Source organism: Micromonospora sp. NPDC004704, assembly GCF_053601675.1.
In genome coordinates, this window is the sequence record NZ_JBSGCD010000049.1 from 24,870 (window position 1) to 44,057 (window position 19,188).

35 protein-coding genes and 1 tRNA gene are annotated in these 19,188 nt (G+C 70.1%); 3 read left to right on the top strand and 33 right to left on the bottom strand.

Annotated features, from left to right (window positions below):
- Nucleotides 1-6: 6 nt before the first annotated feature.
- From ACWEFB_RS35345 to ACWEFB_RS35505, 33 genes are all read right to left on the bottom strand, one after another.
- Nucleotides 7-1,581 (bottom strand): phage capsid protein, encoded by a 1,575-nt coding sequence (locus tag ACWEFB_RS35345; protein WP_452292529.1) that lies wholly within the window; start codon nt 1,579-1,581, stop codon nt 7-9.
- Nucleotides 1,582-1,601: 20 nt separating this feature from the next.
- The gene (locus ACWEFB_RS35350; protein ID WP_452292531.1) at nt 1,602-2,873 is read right to left on the bottom strand and encodes a PBSX family phage terminase large subunit; all 1,272 of its coding nucleotides are present in this window, start codon (nt 2,871-2,873) and stop codon (nt 1,602-1,604) included.
- Nucleotides 2,870-3,379, bottom strand: coding sequence for a helix-turn-helix domain-containing protein (locus ACWEFB_RS35355; RefSeq protein ID WP_452292533.1), 510 nt, complete (start codon nt 3,377-3,379; stop codon nt 2,870-2,872). Before ACWEFB_RS35355 ends, ACWEFB_RS35350 begins: the two co-directional genes overlap by 4 nt.
- A gap of 51 nt (nt 3,380-3,430) precedes the next feature.
- Nucleotides 3,431-3,503: transfer RNA gene (locus ACWEFB_RS35360), tRNA-Met, on the bottom strand.
- Nucleotides 3,504-3,662: 159 nt separating this feature from the next.
- Entirely contained in the window at nt 3,663-3,917 is a 255-nt protein-coding gene (locus tag ACWEFB_RS35365) for a hypothetical protein (protein WP_452292535.1), read from the bottom strand.
- A gap of 125 nt (nt 3,918-4,042) precedes the next feature.
- Nucleotides 4,043-4,252 (bottom strand): hypothetical protein, encoded by a 210-nt coding sequence (locus ACWEFB_RS35370; RefSeq protein ID WP_452292537.1) that lies wholly within the window; start codon nt 4,250-4,252, stop codon nt 4,043-4,045.
- Between the two features lie 114 nt (nt 4,253-4,366).
- Entirely contained in the window at nt 4,367-4,648 is a 282-nt protein-coding gene (locus ACWEFB_RS35375; protein ID WP_452292539.1) for a hypothetical protein, read from the bottom strand.
- 108 nt (nt 4,649-4,756) lie between these two features.
- Nucleotides 4,757-5,425 (bottom strand): hypothetical protein, encoded by a 669-nt coding sequence (locus tag ACWEFB_RS35380; protein WP_452292541.1) that lies wholly within the window; start codon nt 5,423-5,425, stop codon nt 4,757-4,759.
- A gap of 81 nt (nt 5,426-5,506) precedes the next feature.
- Nucleotides 5,507-5,728: a DUF6354 family protein gene (locus ACWEFB_RS35385; protein ID WP_452292543.1), complete on the bottom strand. Its 222-nt coding sequence runs from the start codon at nt 5,726-5,728 to the stop codon at nt 5,507-5,509.
- Nucleotides 5,725-5,940 (bottom strand): hypothetical protein, encoded by a 216-nt coding sequence (locus ACWEFB_RS35390; protein WP_452292545.1) that lies wholly within the window; start codon nt 5,938-5,940, stop codon nt 5,725-5,727. The genes ACWEFB_RS35385 and ACWEFB_RS35390 overlap by 4 nt, the downstream gene beginning before the upstream one ends.
- Nucleotides 5,937-7,082, bottom strand: a complete 1,146-nt coding sequence (locus ACWEFB_RS35395; RefSeq protein ID WP_452292547.1) for a hypothetical protein — start codon at nt 7,080-7,082, stop codon at nt 5,937-5,939. The genes ACWEFB_RS35390 and ACWEFB_RS35395 overlap by 4 nt, the downstream gene beginning before the upstream one ends.
- A 14-nt stretch (nt 7,083-7,096) precedes the next feature.
- Nucleotides 7,097-7,630 carry a hypothetical protein gene (locus ACWEFB_RS35400; protein ID WP_452292549.1) on the bottom strand — a complete coding sequence of 178 codons (534 nt, stop codon included), beginning with the start codon at nt 7,628-7,630 and terminating at the stop codon, nt 7,097-7,099.
- Nucleotides 7,620-7,802 (bottom strand): hypothetical protein, encoded by a 183-nt coding sequence (locus tag ACWEFB_RS35405; RefSeq protein ID WP_452292551.1) that lies wholly within the window; start codon nt 7,800-7,802, stop codon nt 7,620-7,622. The genes ACWEFB_RS35400 and ACWEFB_RS35405 overlap by 11 nt, the downstream gene beginning before the upstream one ends.
- Nucleotides 7,799-8,638, bottom strand: a complete 840-nt coding sequence (locus ACWEFB_RS35410; RefSeq protein ID WP_452292553.1) for a hypothetical protein — start codon at nt 8,636-8,638, stop codon at nt 7,799-7,801. The genes ACWEFB_RS35405 and ACWEFB_RS35410 overlap by 4 nt, the downstream gene beginning before the upstream one ends.
- Before the next feature lie 160 nt (nt 8,639-8,798).
- The gene (locus tag ACWEFB_RS35415) at nt 8,799-9,113 is read right to left on the bottom strand and encodes a hypothetical protein (RefSeq protein WP_452292555.1); all 315 of its coding nucleotides are present in this window, start codon (nt 9,111-9,113) and stop codon (nt 8,799-8,801) included.
- Complete coding sequence (locus ACWEFB_RS35420; protein ID WP_452292557.1) at nt 9,110-9,493, bottom strand: helix-turn-helix domain-containing protein; 384 nt, start codon at nt 9,491-9,493, stop codon at nt 9,110-9,112. The genes ACWEFB_RS35415 and ACWEFB_RS35420 overlap by 4 nt, the downstream gene beginning before the upstream one ends.
- Complete coding sequence (locus ACWEFB_RS35425) at nt 9,490-9,675, bottom strand: hypothetical protein (RefSeq protein WP_452292559.1); 186 nt, start codon at nt 9,673-9,675, stop codon at nt 9,490-9,492. The genes ACWEFB_RS35420 and ACWEFB_RS35425 overlap by 4 nt, the downstream gene beginning before the upstream one ends.
- 44 nt (nt 9,676-9,719) lie before the next feature.
- Nucleotides 9,720-9,899, bottom strand: a complete 180-nt coding sequence (locus ACWEFB_RS35430) for a hypothetical protein (RefSeq protein WP_452292561.1) — start codon at nt 9,897-9,899, stop codon at nt 9,720-9,722.
- Nucleotides 9,889-10,284: a hypothetical protein gene (locus ACWEFB_RS35435; protein WP_452292563.1), complete on the bottom strand. Its 396-nt coding sequence runs from the start codon at nt 10,282-10,284 to the stop codon at nt 9,889-9,891. The genes ACWEFB_RS35430 and ACWEFB_RS35435 overlap by 11 nt, the downstream gene beginning before the upstream one ends.
- Complete coding sequence (locus tag ACWEFB_RS35440) at nt 10,281-10,814, bottom strand: hypothetical protein (protein ID WP_452292565.1); 534 nt, start codon at nt 10,812-10,814, stop codon at nt 10,281-10,283. Before ACWEFB_RS35440 ends, ACWEFB_RS35435 begins: the two co-directional genes overlap by 4 nt.
- Entirely contained in the window at nt 10,811-11,218 is a 408-nt protein-coding gene (locus ACWEFB_RS35445) for a hypothetical protein (protein WP_452292567.1), read from the bottom strand. The genes ACWEFB_RS35440 and ACWEFB_RS35445 overlap by 4 nt, the downstream gene beginning before the upstream one ends.
- On the bottom strand, nt 11,215-12,414 hold the full coding sequence (locus ACWEFB_RS35450; protein WP_452292569.1) for an ATP-binding protein: 1,200 nt from the start codon (nt 12,412-12,414) through the stop codon (nt 11,215-11,217). Before ACWEFB_RS35450 ends, ACWEFB_RS35445 begins: the two co-directional genes overlap by 4 nt.
- Before the next feature lie 41 nt (nt 12,415-12,455).
- Nucleotides 12,456-12,722 (bottom strand): WhiB family transcriptional regulator, encoded by a 267-nt coding sequence (locus tag ACWEFB_RS35455; protein WP_452292571.1) that lies wholly within the window; start codon nt 12,720-12,722, stop codon nt 12,456-12,458.
- A complete protein-coding gene (locus ACWEFB_RS35460) occupies nt 12,719-13,093 on the bottom strand; it encodes a hypothetical protein (RefSeq protein ID WP_452292573.1) in 375 nt (124 codons plus the stop codon). The genes ACWEFB_RS35455 and ACWEFB_RS35460 overlap by 4 nt, the downstream gene beginning before the upstream one ends.
- A complete protein-coding gene (locus tag ACWEFB_RS35465; RefSeq protein WP_452292575.1) occupies nt 13,090-13,404 on the bottom strand; it encodes a DUF4031 domain-containing protein in 315 nt (104 codons plus the stop codon). The genes ACWEFB_RS35460 and ACWEFB_RS35465 overlap by 4 nt, the downstream gene beginning before the upstream one ends.
- Nucleotides 13,401-13,760 carry a hypothetical protein gene (locus tag ACWEFB_RS35470; protein WP_452292577.1) on the bottom strand — a complete coding sequence of 120 codons (360 nt, stop codon included), beginning with the start codon at nt 13,758-13,760 and terminating at the stop codon, nt 13,401-13,403. The genes ACWEFB_RS35465 and ACWEFB_RS35470 overlap by 4 nt, the downstream gene beginning before the upstream one ends.
- The gene (locus ACWEFB_RS35475) at nt 13,757-14,278 is read right to left on the bottom strand and encodes a hypothetical protein (protein WP_452292579.1); all 522 of its coding nucleotides are present in this window, start codon (nt 14,276-14,278) and stop codon (nt 13,757-13,759) included. Before ACWEFB_RS35475 ends, ACWEFB_RS35470 begins: the two co-directional genes overlap by 4 nt.
- Nucleotides 14,275-14,787, bottom strand: a complete 513-nt coding sequence (locus ACWEFB_RS35480; protein WP_452292581.1) for a hypothetical protein — start codon at nt 14,785-14,787, stop codon at nt 14,275-14,277. The genes ACWEFB_RS35475 and ACWEFB_RS35480 overlap by 4 nt, the downstream gene beginning before the upstream one ends.
- Nucleotides 14,784-15,065 (bottom strand): hypothetical protein, encoded by a 282-nt coding sequence (locus ACWEFB_RS35485; RefSeq protein WP_452292583.1) that lies wholly within the window; start codon nt 15,063-15,065, stop codon nt 14,784-14,786. Before ACWEFB_RS35485 ends, ACWEFB_RS35480 begins: the two co-directional genes overlap by 4 nt.
- Nucleotides 15,065-15,655, bottom strand: coding sequence for a hypothetical protein (locus ACWEFB_RS35490; RefSeq protein WP_452292585.1), 591 nt, complete (start codon nt 15,653-15,655; stop codon nt 15,065-15,067). The genes ACWEFB_RS35485 and ACWEFB_RS35490 overlap by 1 nt, the downstream gene beginning before the upstream one ends.
- Before the next feature lie 78 nt (nt 15,656-15,733).
- Nucleotides 15,734-16,159 carry an HNH endonuclease signature motif containing protein gene (locus ACWEFB_RS35495; protein WP_452292586.1) on the bottom strand — a complete coding sequence of 142 codons (426 nt, stop codon included), beginning with the start codon at nt 16,157-16,159 and terminating at the stop codon, nt 15,734-15,736.
- Entirely contained in the window at nt 16,156-16,305 is a 150-nt protein-coding gene (locus ACWEFB_RS35500) for a hypothetical protein (RefSeq protein WP_452292588.1), read from the bottom strand. The genes ACWEFB_RS35495 and ACWEFB_RS35500 overlap by 4 nt, the downstream gene beginning before the upstream one ends.
- Nucleotides 16,305-16,559, bottom strand: a complete 255-nt coding sequence (locus tag ACWEFB_RS35505) for a hypothetical protein (protein ID WP_452292590.1) — start codon at nt 16,557-16,559, stop codon at nt 16,305-16,307. The genes ACWEFB_RS35500 and ACWEFB_RS35505 overlap by 1 nt, the downstream gene beginning before the upstream one ends.
- A gap of 201 nt (nt 16,560-16,760) precedes the next feature.
- On the opposite strand from ACWEFB_RS35505, the gene ACWEFB_RS35510 reads away from it, so the two are divergent.
- The 3 genes from ACWEFB_RS35510 to ACWEFB_RS35520 all read left to right on the top strand — a co-directional run bounded on the left by ACWEFB_RS35510 (nt 16,761) and on the right by ACWEFB_RS35520 (nt 19,161).
- Nucleotides 16,761-17,183 (top strand): helix-turn-helix domain-containing protein, encoded by a 423-nt coding sequence (locus tag ACWEFB_RS35510; RefSeq protein WP_452292592.1) that lies wholly within the window; start codon nt 16,761-16,763, stop codon nt 17,181-17,183.
- 149 nt (nt 17,184-17,332) lie between these two features.
- Entirely contained in the window at nt 17,333-17,701 is a 369-nt protein-coding gene (locus tag ACWEFB_RS35515; protein WP_452292594.1) for a hypothetical protein, read from the top strand.
- Nucleotides 17,698-19,161 carry a recombinase family protein gene (locus tag ACWEFB_RS35520; RefSeq protein ID WP_452292596.1) on the top strand — a complete coding sequence of 488 codons (1,464 nt, stop codon included), beginning with the start codon at nt 17,698-17,700 and terminating at the stop codon, nt 19,159-19,161. Before ACWEFB_RS35515 ends, ACWEFB_RS35520 begins: the two co-directional genes overlap by 4 nt.
- The last annotated feature ends 27 nt before the right edge of the window (nt 19,162-19,188 follow it).

The window sequence follows — 19,188 nt, forward strand, 5'->3', positions numbered from 1 at the left end:
CGCGGGTTACTCCTCCGGCGGGCCGTCGCCCTCGGTCGTGGGCTCGTTGCCTGCGAGGGCGCCCAGGGCCGGGCCGACTTCCACCGGTGCAGACATGTCGCCCTTGATCAGGTCGACTTCGGCCTTCACCTGGTCGTCGTCCCAGTCCGGGTGCACCATGCGGACCTTGGTGTCTACCGACACGGCCTCAGCGGCGTGCAGCAACTGGAGCGTCCGGGCCACCGTCTCCGGCGCCTCGGACACGCTGTCGCCGAACTCGACGCTCGGCCGAACCGGCTCCGGGCCCCGGCCGAAGGCGACCCGCTCGACGGCCATGTGCAGCTCGACGTACTCCGCCAGCGCCGGGCCCCACGTCGCGATCCGGACGCCCCGGGTAGTGAACGACTGCCGTTCCCTGGCCTGCACCTCCGTGGCCGTGAGGGCGACCTCGCCCTCCTCGCCCAGGGTCTGGCTGGACAGGCCTGCGTGCCGCAGGGCCAGTTCGACCACGGCGTCAGCGGTGGCCTTGTGCTCGACGTGTCTGATTTCGAATTGGTTGGTCGTGATCGCGCCGCCACCCTCGCCGTTCTTGGGCGGCAGGGAGGTCAGGGTGGTGAAGACCTCCCGCTCGGCGTCGAATGAGGCGCCCATGCCCGGCCCGTGGGACTGGAGCATGTATTCCGGGACGAGGATCCGACCGCGTGCCAGTCGAAGGTCCCGCATCCAGGACGTCCACACCTCGTCGAGCCGGTCGAACCAGACCTCGTTGCCGTCCATGTCGGAGCGGCCGAGGTACCGGAGGCCGGGTGTGGATCGCCAGCGGCGTTGCGGGCCGGCGTTGGGGATGCGGACGACGTCGAGGGTGGTCAGGCCGGTGGGCTGGACTCCGTTGTCGAGGTCGGCCCAGTCGGCGGTGGCGGCGAACCGGGACAGGGGCACCTGGTCGCCGAGCCGGTCGGGGGTGCCGATGTGCACCGCGTACGTGATCGCGCCAGGTTCGTGGTGCTCCAGGAGACGGATGACTTCCTGCCCGTCGCGGGCCAGCTCACTCCAGAACGTGACCTCGATCAGCTTGCCGTGCCGGAGGACCGGGAGGGCGCCGTCGGCGTGGACCGCACTGGGGAACGCCCGATCGGGAAACACGTCGGGGTCGATGACCGGGCGGAGGTACACGTCGCCGAGGATGCTGTTCGCCTCGGCGCTGTGGAGGAGGGCGGTGTCGAAGCCGTCCTCAACGAGTTGGTCGAGGCGGGCCTGCACCTCGGGTGACTCGTGCGTCAACGCGGGCGGTTCGGCGAAGAGCAGGTTCGCGGCGGTCGCGGCCAGGTCGGCGGGCAGCGGCACATGCACACGCCCGTCGCGCTGGGTCGTGGACGGCGGTGCGCCCCACAGCCAGCGGGACAGGGTGCCGACGAGCCCACCGGCGTACTGGCCGGCCCGGACGCGCTGGGACGGCGGCAGACTTTGGGTGCTGCTGCGGTACTGGTAGGCGTCCTGGAGCAGGGCGGGGTCGCCGACGTACCAGGCGTTCCAGTCCCGGTATGCCTGATACGCGGGGGTGTACGCGGGTGGTGGCCAGGGCCCGTCGGTGGGCATCGGCATGATCGGTGCCCTCCAATGGGTCAGGCGGCGAGGTCGAGCCCTCCCCGGATCAGGGAACGCCACACAACCTCGGGGGTCTTGATCGCATACCGGCCGCCGTCGAGCGAGTGGTCACCGACCTTGATCGGCTTGTCCTCGCCGAGCAGCGCAGCCTTGTCATCCCACATGTAGCCGGGGGCCTCTTCGATCCAGCCTTCGCAGGATTCGTGCACCTTGAGTAGGCCCTCGGCGAGCAGTGCGGCGACGAGTCGGATGCCGTCGAGCACATCGTTGTCGGCGTTGGCCGGCAGGAGCCCATCGCGGAAGAGTTGGTTGCGGAAGCCTGCCGCGGACGGGTCGACGCACACCCACTCCGGCCGGACGCCGATTTCGTCGAGCCATGCGCGTAGCCGGGCCGAGTAGTCGGACTGGGTGAGCTGCTGCATCCGCTTCTTCGAGTCCCAGCGCCACTCCCGCACCAGGTACAGCAGTCCGTCGGCGCCGACGCCCAGGAGGAGAGCGGCAAACGGGTTCACGTCGCCGTAGTCGATGCCGAGGGAGATCCAGCGGGTGATGTGCGGCAGGTCCTTGACAACGTGGCGCGCCGGGTCCCAGCCCTCGTACACGGCGCCTTCGGCCATGCACCATTCGCCGAGGATCATGCGCCGGTACCACAGGCCCTTGTACTGCCGGCGGTACCGCTCCTTGACCTTCTCGGACAGGAATGGGTTGTCGTCGAGGACGAACTTGGAGACGTACCAGTCGCCGTGGAGCCGGCCGCCGGGCTTGGCCTCGTCGAGGTGGTTGAGCTTGAGCCAGTGGCGGGGGTTGTCGGGGTTGGTATTCCCGAACAACTGGGCTCCGTCGAGACTGCACCGGCCGATGAGCTGCTCGTGAAACGACTCCGGCATGAGCGACCACTCGTCCACATACCCGGACGCGCAGGTCATGCCCCGAAGTCGGCTCTCCGACCTCTCGTCGTTGAACGTGACGACCTCGATCGTCCGACCGAGGATCTTCGCGGTCGACGCGCCCCGGGTGTAGCTGGTGGCCTTCGCGTACGAGCCGAACAGCCTGCTGTCGCGGAGCGGGTTGAAGATGTTCCGGACGGCGGTGTCGTACGTCTTCGCGCACACCACCAGGTCACCGGAGGTAGGTGCGTCGGCTACCTTCATCAGCCACCTGAGCAGCCCGGACGCGGTCTTCCCGGAGCGGATCGCCCCCTCGGCGAGGTTGACGAACGCATCGGAGTCGACCACGTAGTCGATCTGCTTCTCACTGAGGGGCAAGCCGCGGATGTCGATGGCCGTCACCCGGCGCCCCTTGCAGCGTCTCGTGCGGCGCGGAGCTGGTCGCGCAACTCACCGAGCATGCCCTTCTCGTCCTCGCTGCCGGTCGCCTTGTCGTACTCGGCCAGCTTCAACGCTGTGCCGGCCAGCGCCTGGATCGCGAGTGCGATCGACTGCTTGTCCCGGAACGGCGGCTGCTCCAGGGTGGTCGAGTTGTAGTCGTTCTCCTTGCCGCCGAAGTTGTAGACCAGGGCGGGTTCGAACATCTGGCCCATCAGCTTGAGCGCGCCCGCGAGGGCGTCGATCTGGAGTTGGGCGCGCCGGGCGGCCCCGTCGGCCTTCTTCGCCTCGGTGGCGGCAGCGGTGGCCCCGGAGCGCTCGAACGACAGGCCCAACTCGGCGGCGATGCGGGACACGGTGCGCCCGGATCGCCCGGTCGCGGTGGCGATGCCGTTGCGGCTCACGCCTTCGCGGTGGAGCTCCTGGACACGGTCGTAGTCGGCCTGAGTCACTGGGGTGGGTCGGGGCATGGGTCACCTCGTTCACCGGGCGACCCTTGGCCGCATGGTGGTGGGGATTAGTGGCGCTGGCCAGACTCGAACTGGCGACCTCCGGGTTATGGGCCCGGCGAGCTACCAACTGCTCTACAGCGCGTCGTGGGGTGGTGGCGCGGCCGGACCGCCGCAGTACAGCCGCGCCACCCCCGCCGTGTCGCACCAGGCTTCCCCCGGGTACGACAACAGCCCAGGAGCCTGAGCGGCTCAACTGGGCTGCGGACAGACCCCGCCTAGGGGGTCGGTGTGATCAATAGGGTCAGGCCACCAGGGCCACCGTGTCAAGTCGCCGTCCCCGACCCTTACCCGACCGGCGCTTCAGGGCGTCGATCCGGCCGGCCTGGTCGCGTGGGTACCGGATCTCCCACCGGCCGTTCTCGTCCTTCAGCTTCGCCCGGCGGAGGCCATCGCGGGCGGCCCAGTTGCGGAGCATGGCGGGGGTGATGGCGGACCAGCCGGGCTGCGCGGCCAGCTCGGCGGCGGTGCCCCAGTGCTCACCCTCGTGCCAGATCATGTGTCGAGGGTAGCGCCGGCCACGCCACGCCATGACGACACCATAAGTGTCATTATGGTGCGCCCAATTCGGACACGAAAAGGCCGGCACGCGAGGGGAGATTCGCGTGCCGGCCTCGGGGTGGCTCAGGCGGTGGTGGGCTCGACGGTGACGGTGAGCAGCTTCGCGTACTTCCGGTGCGCGTTCGATCCGGCCATGCCGGTCGCCTCGCCGATCTCGTCCCACGTCACCCCGGCCGCGCGGGCCTGGGCGACGGCGACGAGTTCGGCGGCCTCGGCGGCGAGGCGGGCGGCGTGAGCGTCGGCGAGGGCTTGCCGGGCGGCGGTCGTGTCCATCGGGCCATTATCGGGGTGATAAGTCATGGCGGCGGTCTCCGGTGAGGGCGGGAGCGAGGAAAGGCCTTTCCTGGGGGTGACCCGGGAGGGCCGGTTGCCCGGCCCCGGTGGGGGTCAGTCCCAGGAGATGAGGTGCTTCCGCTGGTTGCCGGACCAGACCGCCAGCTCGTGGTCGATGGCGGTGAGCATTTTCTGGTTCGACTCGGGGATGAGGTTGAAGCTGGGGTCGGTGCTGATCAGGTGGCGGCACCCCTCGGCGATCTCCTGGGCGGTGAGGTCGGTCCGCTCGGCGATGCTCCGGATGCTCATCCAGGCGCCCTGGCCGTGCTGGGTGTTGAAGGTCCCGTAGGCCCGGCGGATCTCGTTCGCGGCCCGTTCGGCGGTCATCGCCCTCATCGTTGCTCCCCTGCCCCTCGTTGTTATCACTATGATAGCGGGTTATCAGAGTGATAAGCAAGTCCGGGAAGGGGCATCTCCGGAAAAACTTCCCAGGAACGCGCTTTCCTACCTCCGGCCGGGTCGGATCCGCCGGCGTGGCATCCGCGCCAACTGCTCCGCCACCAGGGCACTGGACCGATCCCAGATGTGCCGCACCCCGACCACCCGCACCGGCATCCCGCACGGGCACCCGTCACCGAGGCACACGCAGTCCCGGGTGCACACCACCGTCCACGCGGCCGAGTCCGGCGCGGCGACCTGGACCCGCAGGAGGTACGCCGAGCATGCGGGGCAGGCCTGCGCGACGGGGAGCGGCCACTCGTCCGGCATCATCCCGAGCTGCTCGCGGACGGCAGTGTCAGCCTCGTGAAGCCACTGGTAGGCGCGGCCGGCCAGGACCGGGCGCAGGTCGGGGATGGCGGCGGTGATCCGGGACAGCAGCTCACCCGTGCCGTCGAGGTTGAGCTGGGTTGCCAGCCAGTGCAGCGTGTTGGCCACGTCGGCCTCCAGGCGAGCGCATGGGCTGCGGCGTTGCGTGGCGACGGCGAGGGTGCCGCTGGGGTCACCGTGCCCACTGCCGCCGCCACCGCCGATCCCCGGGGCCCAGGACTTGAGCCCGTCGCGTGGTTCGCGGTCGGCGGCCCGTTCGGCGCGGGCGAGGGGGGCGAGCGCGGTGAGGGCGTTGTGGAGGGAGTGGGCGGCAGCGGTGGCGTGCAGGCGGTACGGGTGGGTCACGGCGGCGTCCTTCGGGTCGGTGCGGGTGGGGCGGTGGTGCGTGGTGGCCCGGGTGGGCGAGGACCGGGCCACCGGGAGGGGTCAGGCAGGGGTTCCGTCGGCGTTCGTCAGCAGCCGGTAGCCGGTGGTCGTAGGCCGGAATCGGTCGAGGCGGATCCGGGTTGCCCGACCACGCGCCTTCGGGTCAGCGGGGCCAACGACTGCGTGCGACTCGGTCACGTGGATGATCCGCACCTTCCGGCCCGCGCTGCGTCGGTCGTTGTCGGCCCAGACCTGCCCGACCGCCACTGCCGGCACGTTCATGCCGGCTCTCCGGTGGACACCTCAGCGACGGGCGTGATCGGCGTGACCAGCCACCCGCGTTCGCCGACCGCTTCGGCATGGCCCTTGCAGGCGTACCCGGTCCAGCCGGCGAAGGCGATGCGGGCGGTGGCGTGCCAGCCGCAGGTAAGTCCGGTGGCCTCGTCACGGATCTGGCAGTGCGGTCCACGTGGGCTACCGGGGTCGGCGCTCATGCCTGGTCCTCGGCGGGCAGCTCGACGGTCTCCGTGGGTCGGGCGGGCGGCTCGTCCGGGTTGGCGCCGCCGCAGCCACCGCAGTCGGTGGGGCAGCGGTCGGGGCCGTCCTCCCACTCACCCGGCGGCGGCACCGGCGGACCGTCCAGCGCTGGGCGCCCCAGCTTGTCAGCCAGCGCCCGGAGCAGCCCCGGCATGTCCACCGGCGGCGGCGTGCAGGTCGTGAGCCAGTCCGCGAACAGGTCCGGGTCGGCAGCGAGGGTGCGGAACCCGGCGGCGTTGAGGGCGTCCTGGTCCTGCCGGATCGCCTGCTCCTGCGCGCGGGCGAGAGGAACCGAGGCGGCCGGCGCGACCTGGTCGTCGGTGCCGACGAGGATCTCGTCGAGGCGGTTAATGAAGGCGCTGGTGTCGAAGTCGCAGCCGCCTTCGGTGCAGTGGCGGTTGCAGGCGTGGGTTCGGGCTTCGCGGATGGCTCGGAGTTGGCGGTGGGCGGTGTCGTCGGCGTCGGCGAGTTTGGCGATGATCCCGTCGAGGTCGGCGATCTGTTCCGCGAGGCGGTTGCGGTCGTCTATGACTTCGGTGAGTTCGGCGAGGACGGGGCGGTAGGCGTGGATCTGCTGTCGGAGGTTGTCCCGGTCGGCCACGAGGTCGTCGATGCGGTGTTGTTGGCGTCCGATGGTGCGGGTGAGTGCGGTCAGCTCGGCGGTGTCGTCGCGGCGGTCGGTCTTGGCCTTGGCGAGCAGGGTTTCGGCGGTGTCAGCGACGTGTTGGGCGCGTTCGGCGGCTTGTTGGTGGGCGAGGCGGTACCGGTCGCGGTCGGCGCTGACCTCAGCCAACTCGTCCTGCACCTCGGCGTCGTGGTCGTACGCCTGGGTGAGTTTGGCGTCAAGGCGGTTGCGCTGGTGGGTGACCTCGGCGAGCTTGCCGGCGGCGCGGGTGATGGCTTCGAGGTCGCGGGCGTAGAGCGGGTGGCCGTCGCTGATGTGGTAGCGGCCGTCGCCGGTGGCCCGGATGTACGCGTCGACGCGGGCGCTGTCCCTGTCGGTGGTGGGGAGGTCGCGGGTGTCGTCGTTGATGTCGTCGGGCTGGTCGGGGTTGCAGTCGGCGGGGGTGCATGCCTTGTGGTCGTGGGTGCGGCTCATGGCTGGCGGTCTCCTCAGGCGGTCTGCGGGGTGGCGGCGAGCAGGTGGCGGAGGCAGCGTTCGGCGGCGCGGGCGTCGTACAGCGGGTGGTGCGGCGACCCGTCCGGGGTGGGGATGTTGTGGGCGCGGAGGTAGTCGTCGACGGACAGCGGGTTGTGCCCGTGGGCGAGGAGGACCGAAGCGACGTCGATGAGCGGGTACGGGCCGGACCAGATGTCTTCGCCGGGGAGCAGGTCGAGGAGTAGGCGTGCTTCGACGGGCCAGGCGACGTGGGCGATGAGTGGGGTGCCCTCTTCGGACCATCGGGTGTATGCGTCGCGGAGGTTGTAGAGGAGTCCGGCGTAGTCGTTGCAGTTGATCTCGATGTCTTCGATGACGGGAAGGACGTTCAGCGACACCCAGCCGTTGACGGGCTTGGTGATGGGGCAGCGGTAGACGACGTGTTCGAGTTCGCCGGTGGGGTCGGTGAGGATCATGGCAACGGCGAATGCTTGGCCAGCGAGGCCGTTGGTTTCGGCGTCGAGGCTGATGAGTCGTTCAGTGGTCACGGCGGGTCTCCAGTTCGTGTCGGATGGCGCGGGCTCGGGCTGCGGTCACGTAGGGGTAGAGCGCACCGAGGCGGGTGTCGTCGTCCTCGGCGGGCGGTGGGGTGATGTGGGCTTGTGCGGCACTGGCGGCGGCTTGGCGTTCGCGGGCGGTCCGGTGCCGGGGCAGGGTCATGAGGCACTCGCGGTGGCGCGGAGGTGGGCGAAGCAGGCGGCGCCGTTGACGGTGTCTGCGGCAAGCGTGATCTGTCCCTCGGCGTGGCATGGGAGGCAGAATCCGAATCCGCGTGGGGTGTCGGCGTCGACTGGGGCGCTCGCGCGTGCGCGGTCGTGAGTTGCGGTGTCAGGCCGAGGTGGTTCCTGTGCCACCGGGGAGGGTGAGCTTTCAATCCCAGTCCCAAGATCCCCGGTTTTGGGATCTTGGGGTCGCAGGGGGTCTGGGGGGAGCGTGCCCCCAGTGGGAGGTTCACCGGACGGTTGCTGGGGGGTTCCCGGGAGGTTCGTGGGTGGTTCGGGCGGCGCTGCGTCCGTACGTACGTCGTCAGGATCCGTACGTACGGACTGTGTGTCGGTACGTACGTACGGAGGATCCGTACGTACGTACTCTGCGTCCGTACGCTCCTGCTTCTGCTTGCGTCGGTACTCCCGCACCCGGGTCGCCTCGGACGCCTTCTTCGACTCGATCCCGGCCTCAAGCTGAGCCCGTTCTGCTTCGTCTCGCCGCTTGGTCATGTTGAGGTTCCAGCGGGGGGTGCCCCACTTGGTGGTGCCGTCCGGAATCAGTAGGCCGGCGGCTTCGAGGCGTTCCTGGGCGCGTTGGATGGTGCGTGCGTCGTAGCCGGTGCGCCAGATGACGTCTGTGATCGCGGCGTGGGTGTCGCGGCCGAACTCGTCGGCGCGTTCAGCGCGGGCTACCAGGACACCGCGTGCGGTGGTGTCCGGAAGCCCGGTCTTGGGCATCCGGAGCATGGGCGCCTCGTCGAGGGCCCACTGCACGGCTTGGTAGCTCACCGGTGCTCCCTGCGGGTTGTGCTGGTCGTGGTGGTGTTGCACATCGGGTGGCGGGTGTGGCCGCCTGCCGCTGCGGCCGGGTCCAAGGGCCACCCGCACCGGGCGGCGCACATCGGCCAGCCCTTCGCGGCCCGGACCGCAGCGGCGTGCTCCACGGCGGCTACGCCTCGGGGAAGCAGGTGAGGCAGGCCACCGCGCCCTGCAAGTCGGCCCACGCGGCGGACACGGCCGAGTACCGGGGCGCCCGGGCGTCGACCTGCTCGCCCTGGTCGTCGGCGTAGCAGCGCGGTCGGGTGATGTGGACGTCCCGCATCACCTGGGTGCCGTCGAGCAGGGTGTGTCCGGCGGGGACCTTGCTGATCGCGTTTTCGGGCCGGTGCGCGACCGCCCCGTCCTTCAGCGGCCCGTCGGTGATGACCGGGTACGCCCCGGAGCCGGTCTTGGTGTCGATGCGTCCGAACGTGGTCATGGTCATGCTGCTGCTCCTTCTGCTGGCTGGTTGGCGCGGCGACGTGCCCGCTGCCGGGTGACAGTGCGAGTGGTGATCCCGAGGCGGATCGCAACCTCGGTGGCGTTCAGGCCCAGGGCGTCGAGAGCGTCGATCGCGGCCCGGCGCTCCTCGGCGGTGAGGACCAGGGACCGGTCCCCGCCAACAGCCCGCTCGACGGCGATTTCGTCGAGCCCGCGCCACCCACCGCGACGGTTGGCGGCCCGGCCGCGTACCCGAGGGCGGCGGGCGGACTGCCGGCGCTGCCGCTCCCGGCGAACCTCAACGGCGTCGAGGCAGTCGCATCGGCTGATGCCGTAGGCGTACCGGGCCCCGTGGCGGGGGGCGTGGCAGACGGAGAGGATCATGCGTCGCCTCCGTCGTACCGGCGCCGGTGCTCCGCCTGCTCCGGCACCTCCGGCAGTTCGGCCGGGGTGTGCCGGGGGTGGGTGGCGGCGACCCCGCACCGGCACAGCGGCCGGTCCGGGTCACGCGGGTCCGGCAGCGTCGGATCCGCGGTGTACGTGCACGCCGCCAGCCTCGACTTCACCGGCTGCTTGCCGCGGCGACGCGGGCGCGGCCGTGGGCGGCCCATCACCGGGCCCCGACCGGCGCCGAGGCGCACGCCCCGTGGACCAGGCCCAGCGGGCGCCGGGACCACACCGCGGTGTCGTCGGTGTGGAGGATCGACGCCCGGCAGACCTTGCACCGGGTGCGGATCGCGTCGGTCAGGTTGCCGCGGGCACCGAGCCGGGACGGTGGCCTAAGACCCATCGGACTCACCCCGCAGCGCCCGCTGAAGTCGGCTGATCAGGGCTTGGAGTGCGGGGATGTCGTCGGCGCATGCGGCGGCGAGCAGCGCTGCCTTGGTGGTGTTACCGGCGGCGCGCGCCTCGCACAGCTCCGTGTACCGGTCCCCGACACCGTCGAGGTCCACGACTACCGGGGGCCCGAGGGCTAACTCGCGGCTGGCCCCCGGGAACGGAACAACGTTGCTGGTCGGCATCTCGTCGTACGCCAGGCAGCCGCACCCGTGTGAGTCGCACCCGGTCCGGCCGCGCCGGCCGAGGTTGTGGAATACCTCCAGGTGCTTGCACGCGCACCGGCCCGGCTCGACAGGGATGGTGCCGGTCGCGGCACCCGGATCCTTGCGGGTCACCGGTCGCCGTCCGGCACATCGGACGGGTCCAGATGCCCCGGCACCTCACCGGCGAGCGCCAGCAGTTCCTCGAGCATTTGCTGTCCGGCGGCGGCGAACACGGCCTTGGCGTCGCGGCTGGCGGTGATCGTCAGGGTCCGGGGCATCCCACCGGCCCGGACCGCCATGCCGGGGACCACCTCCCCCGTCTCCGGGTCCACGACCACGTCGCCGGCGCACGCCACCCGGGTCAGCAACGCAGTCTGGAACGCAGCCCGGATCTGCTCCCTGGCCTCCACCTCCGTCGGGTACCGCTCCTTGCACCAGGCGAGGAGGGCGTCGATGTCGGAGATGACCGGCGCCTCCTTAGACAGCGGGAGGGCGACGGTGCCGATGTCGCGCATTCGCCACGACGGGGCGGTCCCCTGCTCCTCCAGTTCGGCGCGGGCCTCGGTGTCGAGGGCGGCCCGGACCTCCTTGGCCCGCTTCGTGGCCGCGTCGGCGAGGCCCTCCAGGCGCAGGATCTCCTGCACCCGCTCCACCCGGGTCACGCCGACGCCCCAGTCGGGAGGAGGCCGATGGTCTGGGCGTACCGCACCAGCAGTTCGGCCAGACGCTCCGAGGTACACCGAGTGATTCGGTGCTCGATGTTCTCCCCGGCGTGGGACCACGCTCGAATGAGGACTCCGCCGTCGGTACGGGCCGGGAGGTCCACCCCGACACCGTGGTTCAACTCCCGGCCGTCGACCGGCAGGAACTTGACCAGAGAGAGACGCCACGCAGTCGCGCCGTTGTCGAACCACTGGCGCGGCCCGGCCGGGTCACCCAGCCCGGACAGCTGCGGGCGGCCCGGCCGCCCCGGGTGGGCAACGTGGATCAGGGTCACAGCGTCTCGCCACACCTTGAGGTGGCCGGCGTAGTGGTCGGGGAAGGCGACCAGCGATCGCGGGCTCATGCCGCCGCCCCCATCTCGTTCTTGCGGGCACGGAGTGCGTTGATGACGATGTCGGCCTGACCTCGGGTGAGCGTGGCGCTGCTGTCGAGATCCGGAAGGCCAAGGATTTTGGCCGTGATCTGGAGCCGGGTGACCCGGTTGTCCTCGCCGGAGTAGCCCAGTTCGCGCCACAGGGCGTGCATGTGGCGGTGCTGGTCCTGTCCGACCTGCTCGTCCGGGTTCGGTTCGTACGGGTCCGCCTCCCGCTGAGCGGGGATCGGCCGTGCGGCCGGCGCGGGACGAGCCGGCGGCGGGTCAGCCGGAGCGGCAGCAGCCGGTGTTGTCACCCGGCCGAGTTGAACGATCAGGTCACCGAGGGAAACCGCCACACCGGAGGGATCGAGGACGGGGGCCGCGAGCAGCCCAGCGGTCCGCACTTCGGCCAGGATCGGCCGCAACGCGTTCAAGTCACCGGCGGAGGCGAGGGCGCGGGCCCGGAAGTCGGCCACCGTCGGTGCGCCGGCCTCACCGTCGGCCAGCCAATCCCGGATCGTGTGCCCGAGGTCGAGGCCCGGCTTCGAGATGACGGCACCGGACAACTGCGGGCACCGCGACTTGGCGATGACCAACTCGTTGTCGCCGGACATGCTGCCGACGATGTCGAACTCGTACTCCAGGCCCTCGCGCTGCTCGGCCTTGGTGCCGACCTTGACCATGGACTTCCGGCCGCGTACCTCCTGCTCAACCCAGTCGTTCTTGACCCGCATCGTGACGATGACGTGCCCCGGGTAGGCCAGGATGGCTTCGATCATCTGCCGTTCGACCGGCCGCATCTCTTTCCACCCGGACATGCCGTGCCCGCCGGCCCGCTTCGCGGCGTGGTCAACGGCCTCCAACATGCCGCCGGACCCCATCCAGAAGTGCGACATGCTGTCGATGACAGTCACCTCGTAGGCGGCGTCACCGGCGGCGGCGAGGGCGCCGATCAGGATCCGGGGGTCGTAGGTGTCGAGGGGCAGGGTGTCGAAGTTGAAGATGCCGGCGTACTTGCTGGCCGACCGGTGTTCGGTGTCGATGACGGCGATCCGTTGGCCAAGCGCGGAGGCGATGGTCAGTGCGGTGTAGGTCTTGCCGCTACCCGAGATGCCTTCGAGGGCGATCCGGGCCTTGGCTTCCTTCTTGGTGGCCTTGGCGAAGGAGAAGTTGGGCATGGTCATCAGGTGGGGTCCTTGCTGAGTCAGGGTGGGGTTGGCGGCGGTCATGCGGCTGCCGTCGTGGGCGTCTTCGTGCGGCGTTGGAGTTCGCGGCGTTCCCGTTCGGAGAGGCCACCCCAGACGCCGAACCGCTCCCCGCGGGTGAGGGCGTACTCCAGGCATTCGCCCCGGACCTGGCATCCGGCGCAGACCTGCTTCGCCGGCGACGGGTTGCCGCCCTTGTCGGGGTAGAACGCCTCCGGGTCGGTTTGCGCGCACAGGGCGTCCTGCTGCCACTCGGGTTGGTCGATGAGGCGGGACAGGTAGCTCACCGGGTCACCTCGTCGGTTACGGCGGGCATGAGGGCGGTGTCGGTGGTGGCGGCTTGCTGTCGGCGCCACGCGGCCCGCCAGTCGGCGTACAGCTCGGCGGCGAGCCGGTCGGGGTCAACGGCCTGTTGCTGGTCGGACCAGGTTTGGTACGACTCCAGGTAGCCGAGGTCGATACCGGGTGCGCGGTGCCGGCCGGTGGCGGTGATGTCGCGGGCGGGTACGTCAGCGAGGTTGTGGAGGACGTCGGCGTAGGACTCGTCGGCCCCGGTGTGCTCGGGTGTCTGCTCGCTGGTGCGGCGGATGTCGGCGAGGATCCGGGCGCCGGGGATGAGTGCGGCCCCGGCGAGGACGGTGGCGATCAGGTACGTCATCGCGGGCCACCGTTGAGCAGTGCCGTCTTCCGGCCGACGGTGATTGCGCCCATCTCGCGGATGTCGATCGACCGCGCGCCGGCTGCGATGGCCTCGGCCCGCTTGGTGTCGGTGACGTCGTAGTGCCAGTGGACGCACGGGAGGGTCTTGTGGCACTGGCGCTTGCAGGTCTGCGCCCACTGCCGCCGCAGGCCGATCCGGTCGGCGAACTGGTGCATCTCGTCGGGGGTATCTGCGGTGAGGTGGGACCAGCGGGCCCGAATCTTGCCGACGGTGGCGGGGATGCGGGCGTTGTCGACGTAGACGGTCATCGGGTCCTCCGGGTGTTCCGGGCGTTGTCGGCTACGGCCGGCACGTCGTACAGGTCGTCGAGCGGGTCCGCGTCCGGGGTGAGCGCTGCCTGCGCGGTCAGGCGGCGGATCTCGACCTGCTGGCGGGTGAGTTGCCCGCGCTGCTCGGTGATGACCGCGGCCTGGCACTGCAACTGCTCCGCGACTGCGGTGTGCTCGGTGGCCTGGTCGTCGAGGAGCCGGTTGAGGTGGCCGATGACGTACAGGGCGCCGATGAGGGCGACGGCAAGGATGGCGAGCAGGGCCAGGTACACCCCGGCTTCGGAGTTCAGCCCGGCGGTCATGCCCCAGTCGTAGGTGGCGAGGTGGCGGGTCATGCGGCCCTCCGGACGGGTGCGAGGTTGGTGGGCAGCGGCGCCGGGACCGGGTTAGGCATGTCGGCGGGCAGCATTTGCAGCACCCACAGGCCCGCCTTCGTGAACCCGACATGGCGGAAGCCGGCCCGCCGGTAACAGCGCCCCGGGTCCCGCTTCCGGCGGGTCTTGGCCGCGTCAACGAACGTGACCATCCCCAGGGCCGGGACCTCCGGCCAGTGCGCCCGGGTGGCCGCGACGGCGGCGACGGCGGCGACGATCAGGTCGGACGACAGGTGGTCGCCCTCGTTGCGGAACAGGCTGTTCATCCACGCCCCAGCCCAGGCGTGCTTGACGTACTGGGCGATCGGGTTCGAGGTGACCCACACCGCGTCGGCCTGGTCGGTGAGGAAGACGACGCAGGAGCCCGGTGGGACGAACTGCGGGGAGCCGGGCTTCTGCCGGTTGTAGTGCCGGTCGGCGAGCGGCAGGGCACGCTTGTCGGCCCGGTTCGACCGCCGCCACGGCTGGATGAGGCTCATGCTGCGGTCTCCCAGTGGCTGCGCAGGTGGACGGGCTCCAGGGGGGCGGTCGACGCGGTCCACCCGGTGCCGGCGGTGTGGCAGCCGGGGAGCGGGCCGGAGGTGATCGGGGTGCGGGTGTCGTCGCCGCAGTCCGCGCAGGTGTGCACGGCCAGGTCGAGGCACACCCGGTCGCAGTACGGCAGGCGGGCCTCGACGACCAGTCCGGTGGCGGTGGTCGGGCGGGTGCAGTACGCGCACCGGTCACCGGCGGCCGGCTCCGGCGACTCGGTGATGGTGATGCGGGTCCAGGAGCTGACGCCGACCGCGTGCTCCGTGGTGGCGGTGGTCCGGATCGGCGCCGGGAGGGCGAACGCGTCACCGGTGCTGCTGGTGCGCTGGGTGGGGATGTAGCGGGGGCCACGGGGCGGGGTGCCCGGCGGGTCCTGCCACGGGGATGTCGGCCGGGGTGGTGGCGCCGGGGTGGTGGTCGGCTGCGTCGGCGGGGTGGTCGTTGTCGGCCGGCTCACCGCTGACCACCACCCTTGGGGAGCTGGTGGTAGAACCCGCCGGTGCACACCCCGGAGCCGTCAGCGGTACGGAGCTGGTCGCCGACGCTGGCCCGGTAGACCTGCTCGCCGCAGTGGCGGCACGGGCCGGCGGGACGAGATACGGCGGCGGGCTCCGGGCACCCTCCGCTGGCCGGGGCCGGGCGGCCGAAGCCGGGACACCGGGTGTGGCAGTCGACGGTGCGGCCGTGGTTGTGGCCGGTGAGGGTGCGGGTCGGACGGGACACGGCGGCGCCCATCAGGCGTCCGACCCGGTGCGCTCGGCGCGGAGGGCGGCGAGTTCGGCCCGCAACCGCGCGACCTCCAACTCCGTGTCCTTCGGCGCGGGGAGCCCGGTGTACGTACTCAGGTGCAGCGCACCCTGTTGCCCGTCCGCCTGGTGGTACCAGAGGCTGCCCGCCCGCATCGCCTTCGCCGGCCCGATGCCGAGAGCGGCGGCCACGGCGTCAACCACCGGGCGGTACCGGTCCGCCTTCGTGCGCAGCACCGACCCGGTGACGGTGAAGGCCACGTACTCCGGGGCCGGCTCGACCAGAGTGATGGAGGCAGATCCGAGGTACGCAGTGGCGGCGGTGATGTCGGCCGAGACCGGCGGGTCCCCCACCATCACGACCATGAGCGTGTCGCCGTACTCGTCGACCAGGGCGTCCGGCAGACCCTGGATGACATGTGCCGCGATGGCGTCCCGGAGGGCCGCGCGGTCGGCCGGCGCCGGCAGGGTCAGCGGCCCGTGGGACTCGGTGGCCGTGCCGGTGTCGTCGAAGGTGACGCGGTAGTGCGGGCCGGGCTCGCCGGGTGGCGGGGTGGGTGAGATGCTGGTCGGTGGCACTGTGCCTCCTAGATCAGGCTGGTCGGGTGGGTGTGGTGTCGTCGGGTCCCTGCTGGCAGGCGGGGACCCGAAGTCGTGTCAGGCGGCAGTAGCCAGCCGGCGGCGACCCTTGTAGATCTGGGTGCAGGCGCGGCAATCCCGCCCACCGCCGGGCTTCCGGTACGTGTTGACCTCGTCGTACGGGTGGCCCCGCTTGCAGCGGGTCTTCGCTGCGTTGATGTTCGGCATGGTCCGGACCGAGCGGAGGATGTTCTCCCGCTGCGTGGTTGCCTTCAGGTGCGAGGGGTTGACGCACAGCCGGACCTCGCACAGGTGGTCGATGACCAGCCCGGCCGGGATCGGGCCGATCGCCAGCTCGTAGGCCCGGCGGTGCGCGAGCTTCCCGCCCTTACCGAACCGGCCGTAGCCATGCCGGTCGGCCTGCCCGCCCCAGATCCAGCAGGCGGTCATCGACGGTGCCGACGCGACGCCCCGGAAGAAGGCGGCCAGGCTCCGGGCGCTCATGCCGCTGCTCCGGACTGCTGAGCTTCGCGGCGCTTCCGCTCGGCGATCCGGAGCCGGATCTGCGCGAAGACTTCGGTGAGCCGTTCGGCGACCTCGACGCCCTTGGGGCTGGTCGGGTCGAGCGGGGTGATCTCGGTGGTGGCCATCAGTGCTGCACCTCAGCGAAGAGGCGCTCGTAGGCGACCTGCGGGAGGTTGGTGCGGCAGCCGTAGATCAGCGCGTAGCCGACCGGGTTGCCCTTGTAGGCGCTCTGGATGGTGGCGAGCCCGACGCCGAGGAAGGCCGCCTTCTCACGGAGGCTTTCGTGGCCCATCGGTTCGAGGATCGAGTCGAGTTCGTCGCCCTTGAGCTGGATGTACCCGTTCTGTTCACGGGCCACTGTTGCTCTTGTGCGTTCCATGGACCGAACAGTACGCCGACCGTGCGATCGAGGGCAACACCGGCGGGGTCACCCGTTCGGGTGAAGTTCCGTAGACCGAACATCGCTGCTATCGTTCGGCATATGGAACTCATAGACGTGAATCGTTCCCGCGTTTCCGCACGTCAACGGCACAGCGATGCGCCCACGCGGCCACCGTTACGTGCCGTAACATCGTTCCGCGTGGCGAACAGTGCATCGGGTCAGGGTGACGAGAAGCGACCGACTGAGTTCGGGGTGTATCTGATGCGGGCGATGAACGCCGCAGGGATCAGGTCACAGCGCGAGTTGGCGAGACGAGCAACCCTGAGCAACTCGACCATCAACCGACTCATCTACGAAGACGTGCAACCAGACAACGCGACCATCGAGCAACTCGCCGAGGCGCTTGAGCTGACATACGCCGATGTGTCCGCCCAAGCCGGATTCGGCACGCCCCCGGGCACGAAAGCGCCAATTCAGTTCCACGCGCTGGCGGTCGAGTTGGACCAGATGTTGGCGTCCGACTCACCAATTTCCGAGGAGGATCGAAAGTACATTGTGGATATGACCACGAGGCTGATCGATCCTTACCGCCGCTTCATGCGTCGCCGCCGATTGGCCTAACTCTCCGTGACTCGTACGTTCGTACCAGTGTCTCTGGCTGCCCGTTCCGTGTGTAGAACAGTGATCAGCGTTACTGTCGGTACCTCGTCCCGTGGAACTTCCACGATCGACACAGGGTCCTGTCGCCCATGCGTATCGGGGGATTCGCCGTGTCCACATTGGTCAAGGTCAGCGCAGCCACCGCCATTATCGAACTGTTCATCGCCGCCATCATCGCCACCGCCGTATTCGCCGGAGCATGGTCCCACCTACTCCTCTGGGCCGTCCTGCCATGCATTGCCAGCACCTTCGTCGCGGTGCTCGCCGCCATAGCCGGCAGCCGGGTCACCGCCGACGTGGGCACGGAGATCGTGGAGTCAGAGGAGCGGATCGTGCACGAGGTCACCCAACAGGTTGATCATCTAGCCACCATCATCGGTCACTATGTGCACGATGAGGCGCAAGTCGCCGCACACCTCGCCGAGCTGCGCCGCGCCGACACTGGCGGCGTTGTCGTCCGGATGCCCAACCGCCGATGACTACCGCACGCCGCCGTCTCACCGCCGTCCCCGACAACCCGGCCCGCGTCGTTCTCTACGTCCGCGTCAGCGCCCTCTTCGGCCGCGGCGGCGAGGATTTCCACAGTCCCGACGTGCAACTCTCGGCGATGAGGCGAGTCACCGCCGGCCTCCGCGAGGTAGGGGAGATCAAGGACATTGGTGAGACCGGCCGGGATTTCGAACGTGCCGGCATCGACCGAATCCGGCGGATGGCCGAGCGCCGCGAGATCGACGCGGTTGCCATCTACGACGTCAGCCGGTTCGGTCGCAACGTCCGCGAGTCCCTCGTCTTCCTGGCGTGGCTCGCCGAGCAGGGCGTCACGATCCTGTCCGCCTGCGAGCAGGTCGACACCTCCACCCCGGCCGGCCGACTGATGCTGACCAACATGCTCGCGATCGCCGAGTACCGCTCCGACGAGATCGGCCGCAACTGGGCAGCCACCATCGCTCGACGGGCCGGGCAGGGCAAACAGCACGGCCGCCGGATCGGCTACTTGAACGTCGACGGCCGACTCGTTCCCGACCCCCTGCTGGGCCCGGTGGTGACCAAGGCGTGGCTCGACTATGCAGCCGGAGTGAAGATCTCCCGGATTGCGCGGGACGTCGCCGACGGACAGGGCAAGAGCATCACCACCGCCAACCTGAAGGTGTGGTTCCGCCGAGCCGTGTATCTCGGCCACACCGTGTCAAACGGCGAGATCGTCAAACGGGACACCCACCTCCCGCTCGTAGACCAACGCACCTGGGACCTGGTGCAACTCCGGTTGGCACGGGACCGCACCACCCCGCCGCGGGCATTGGAGGTCACCTGGGCGCTGGTCGGCATCATCCACTGCGCGATCTGTGGCTCTCGGCTACAGCGCCAACCGGGCCGTTCGGCGAAGGGCGTGGAGGTGCAGCGGCTGTGCTGCGGCGCGGGCTCCAACCGGGGTGTTGCCGAACCATGCAGGGGCATTGGCTTCCCGGTGCTTGCTCGAGTCGAGGCCGAGGTGCTTCGCCAGGTTGCCGCCTACACCCGTCTGCTCCGCACCGACGATGCCGCCCGATCGGAGCAACTAGCCCGCCGGCACACCGCTCGCGCCGACGCGGCGACGCTTCGGCGCAGACTCACCCAGCTTCAAGACGCCGGTACGAAGTTGACCAAGGCGTGGGCCCTCGGCGACGTGCCCGACGCTGAGTACCGACCGGCCAGGGCGGAGTTGGCTACCGAAGCGGACACGCTCAGGGCGCGCCTCAGTGAACTGGGAGACGTCGAGGTACGTCAGACGCCGGAGCAGGCGGCTACGGCCGCTGAGGCGATGCTGGCGCTGTGGCCGGACATGGATGAGGGCGACCGATCCCTTGCCCTGCGCGCGGTCATCAAGCGGATTGAGGTGCGCCGGGCTGACCGGTGGCGGGAGCCGGAAGCCGATCGGGTTACTGTCACCGAGTGGCTGTAGTGCGCCTTAGCCCTACCTGACGATCGT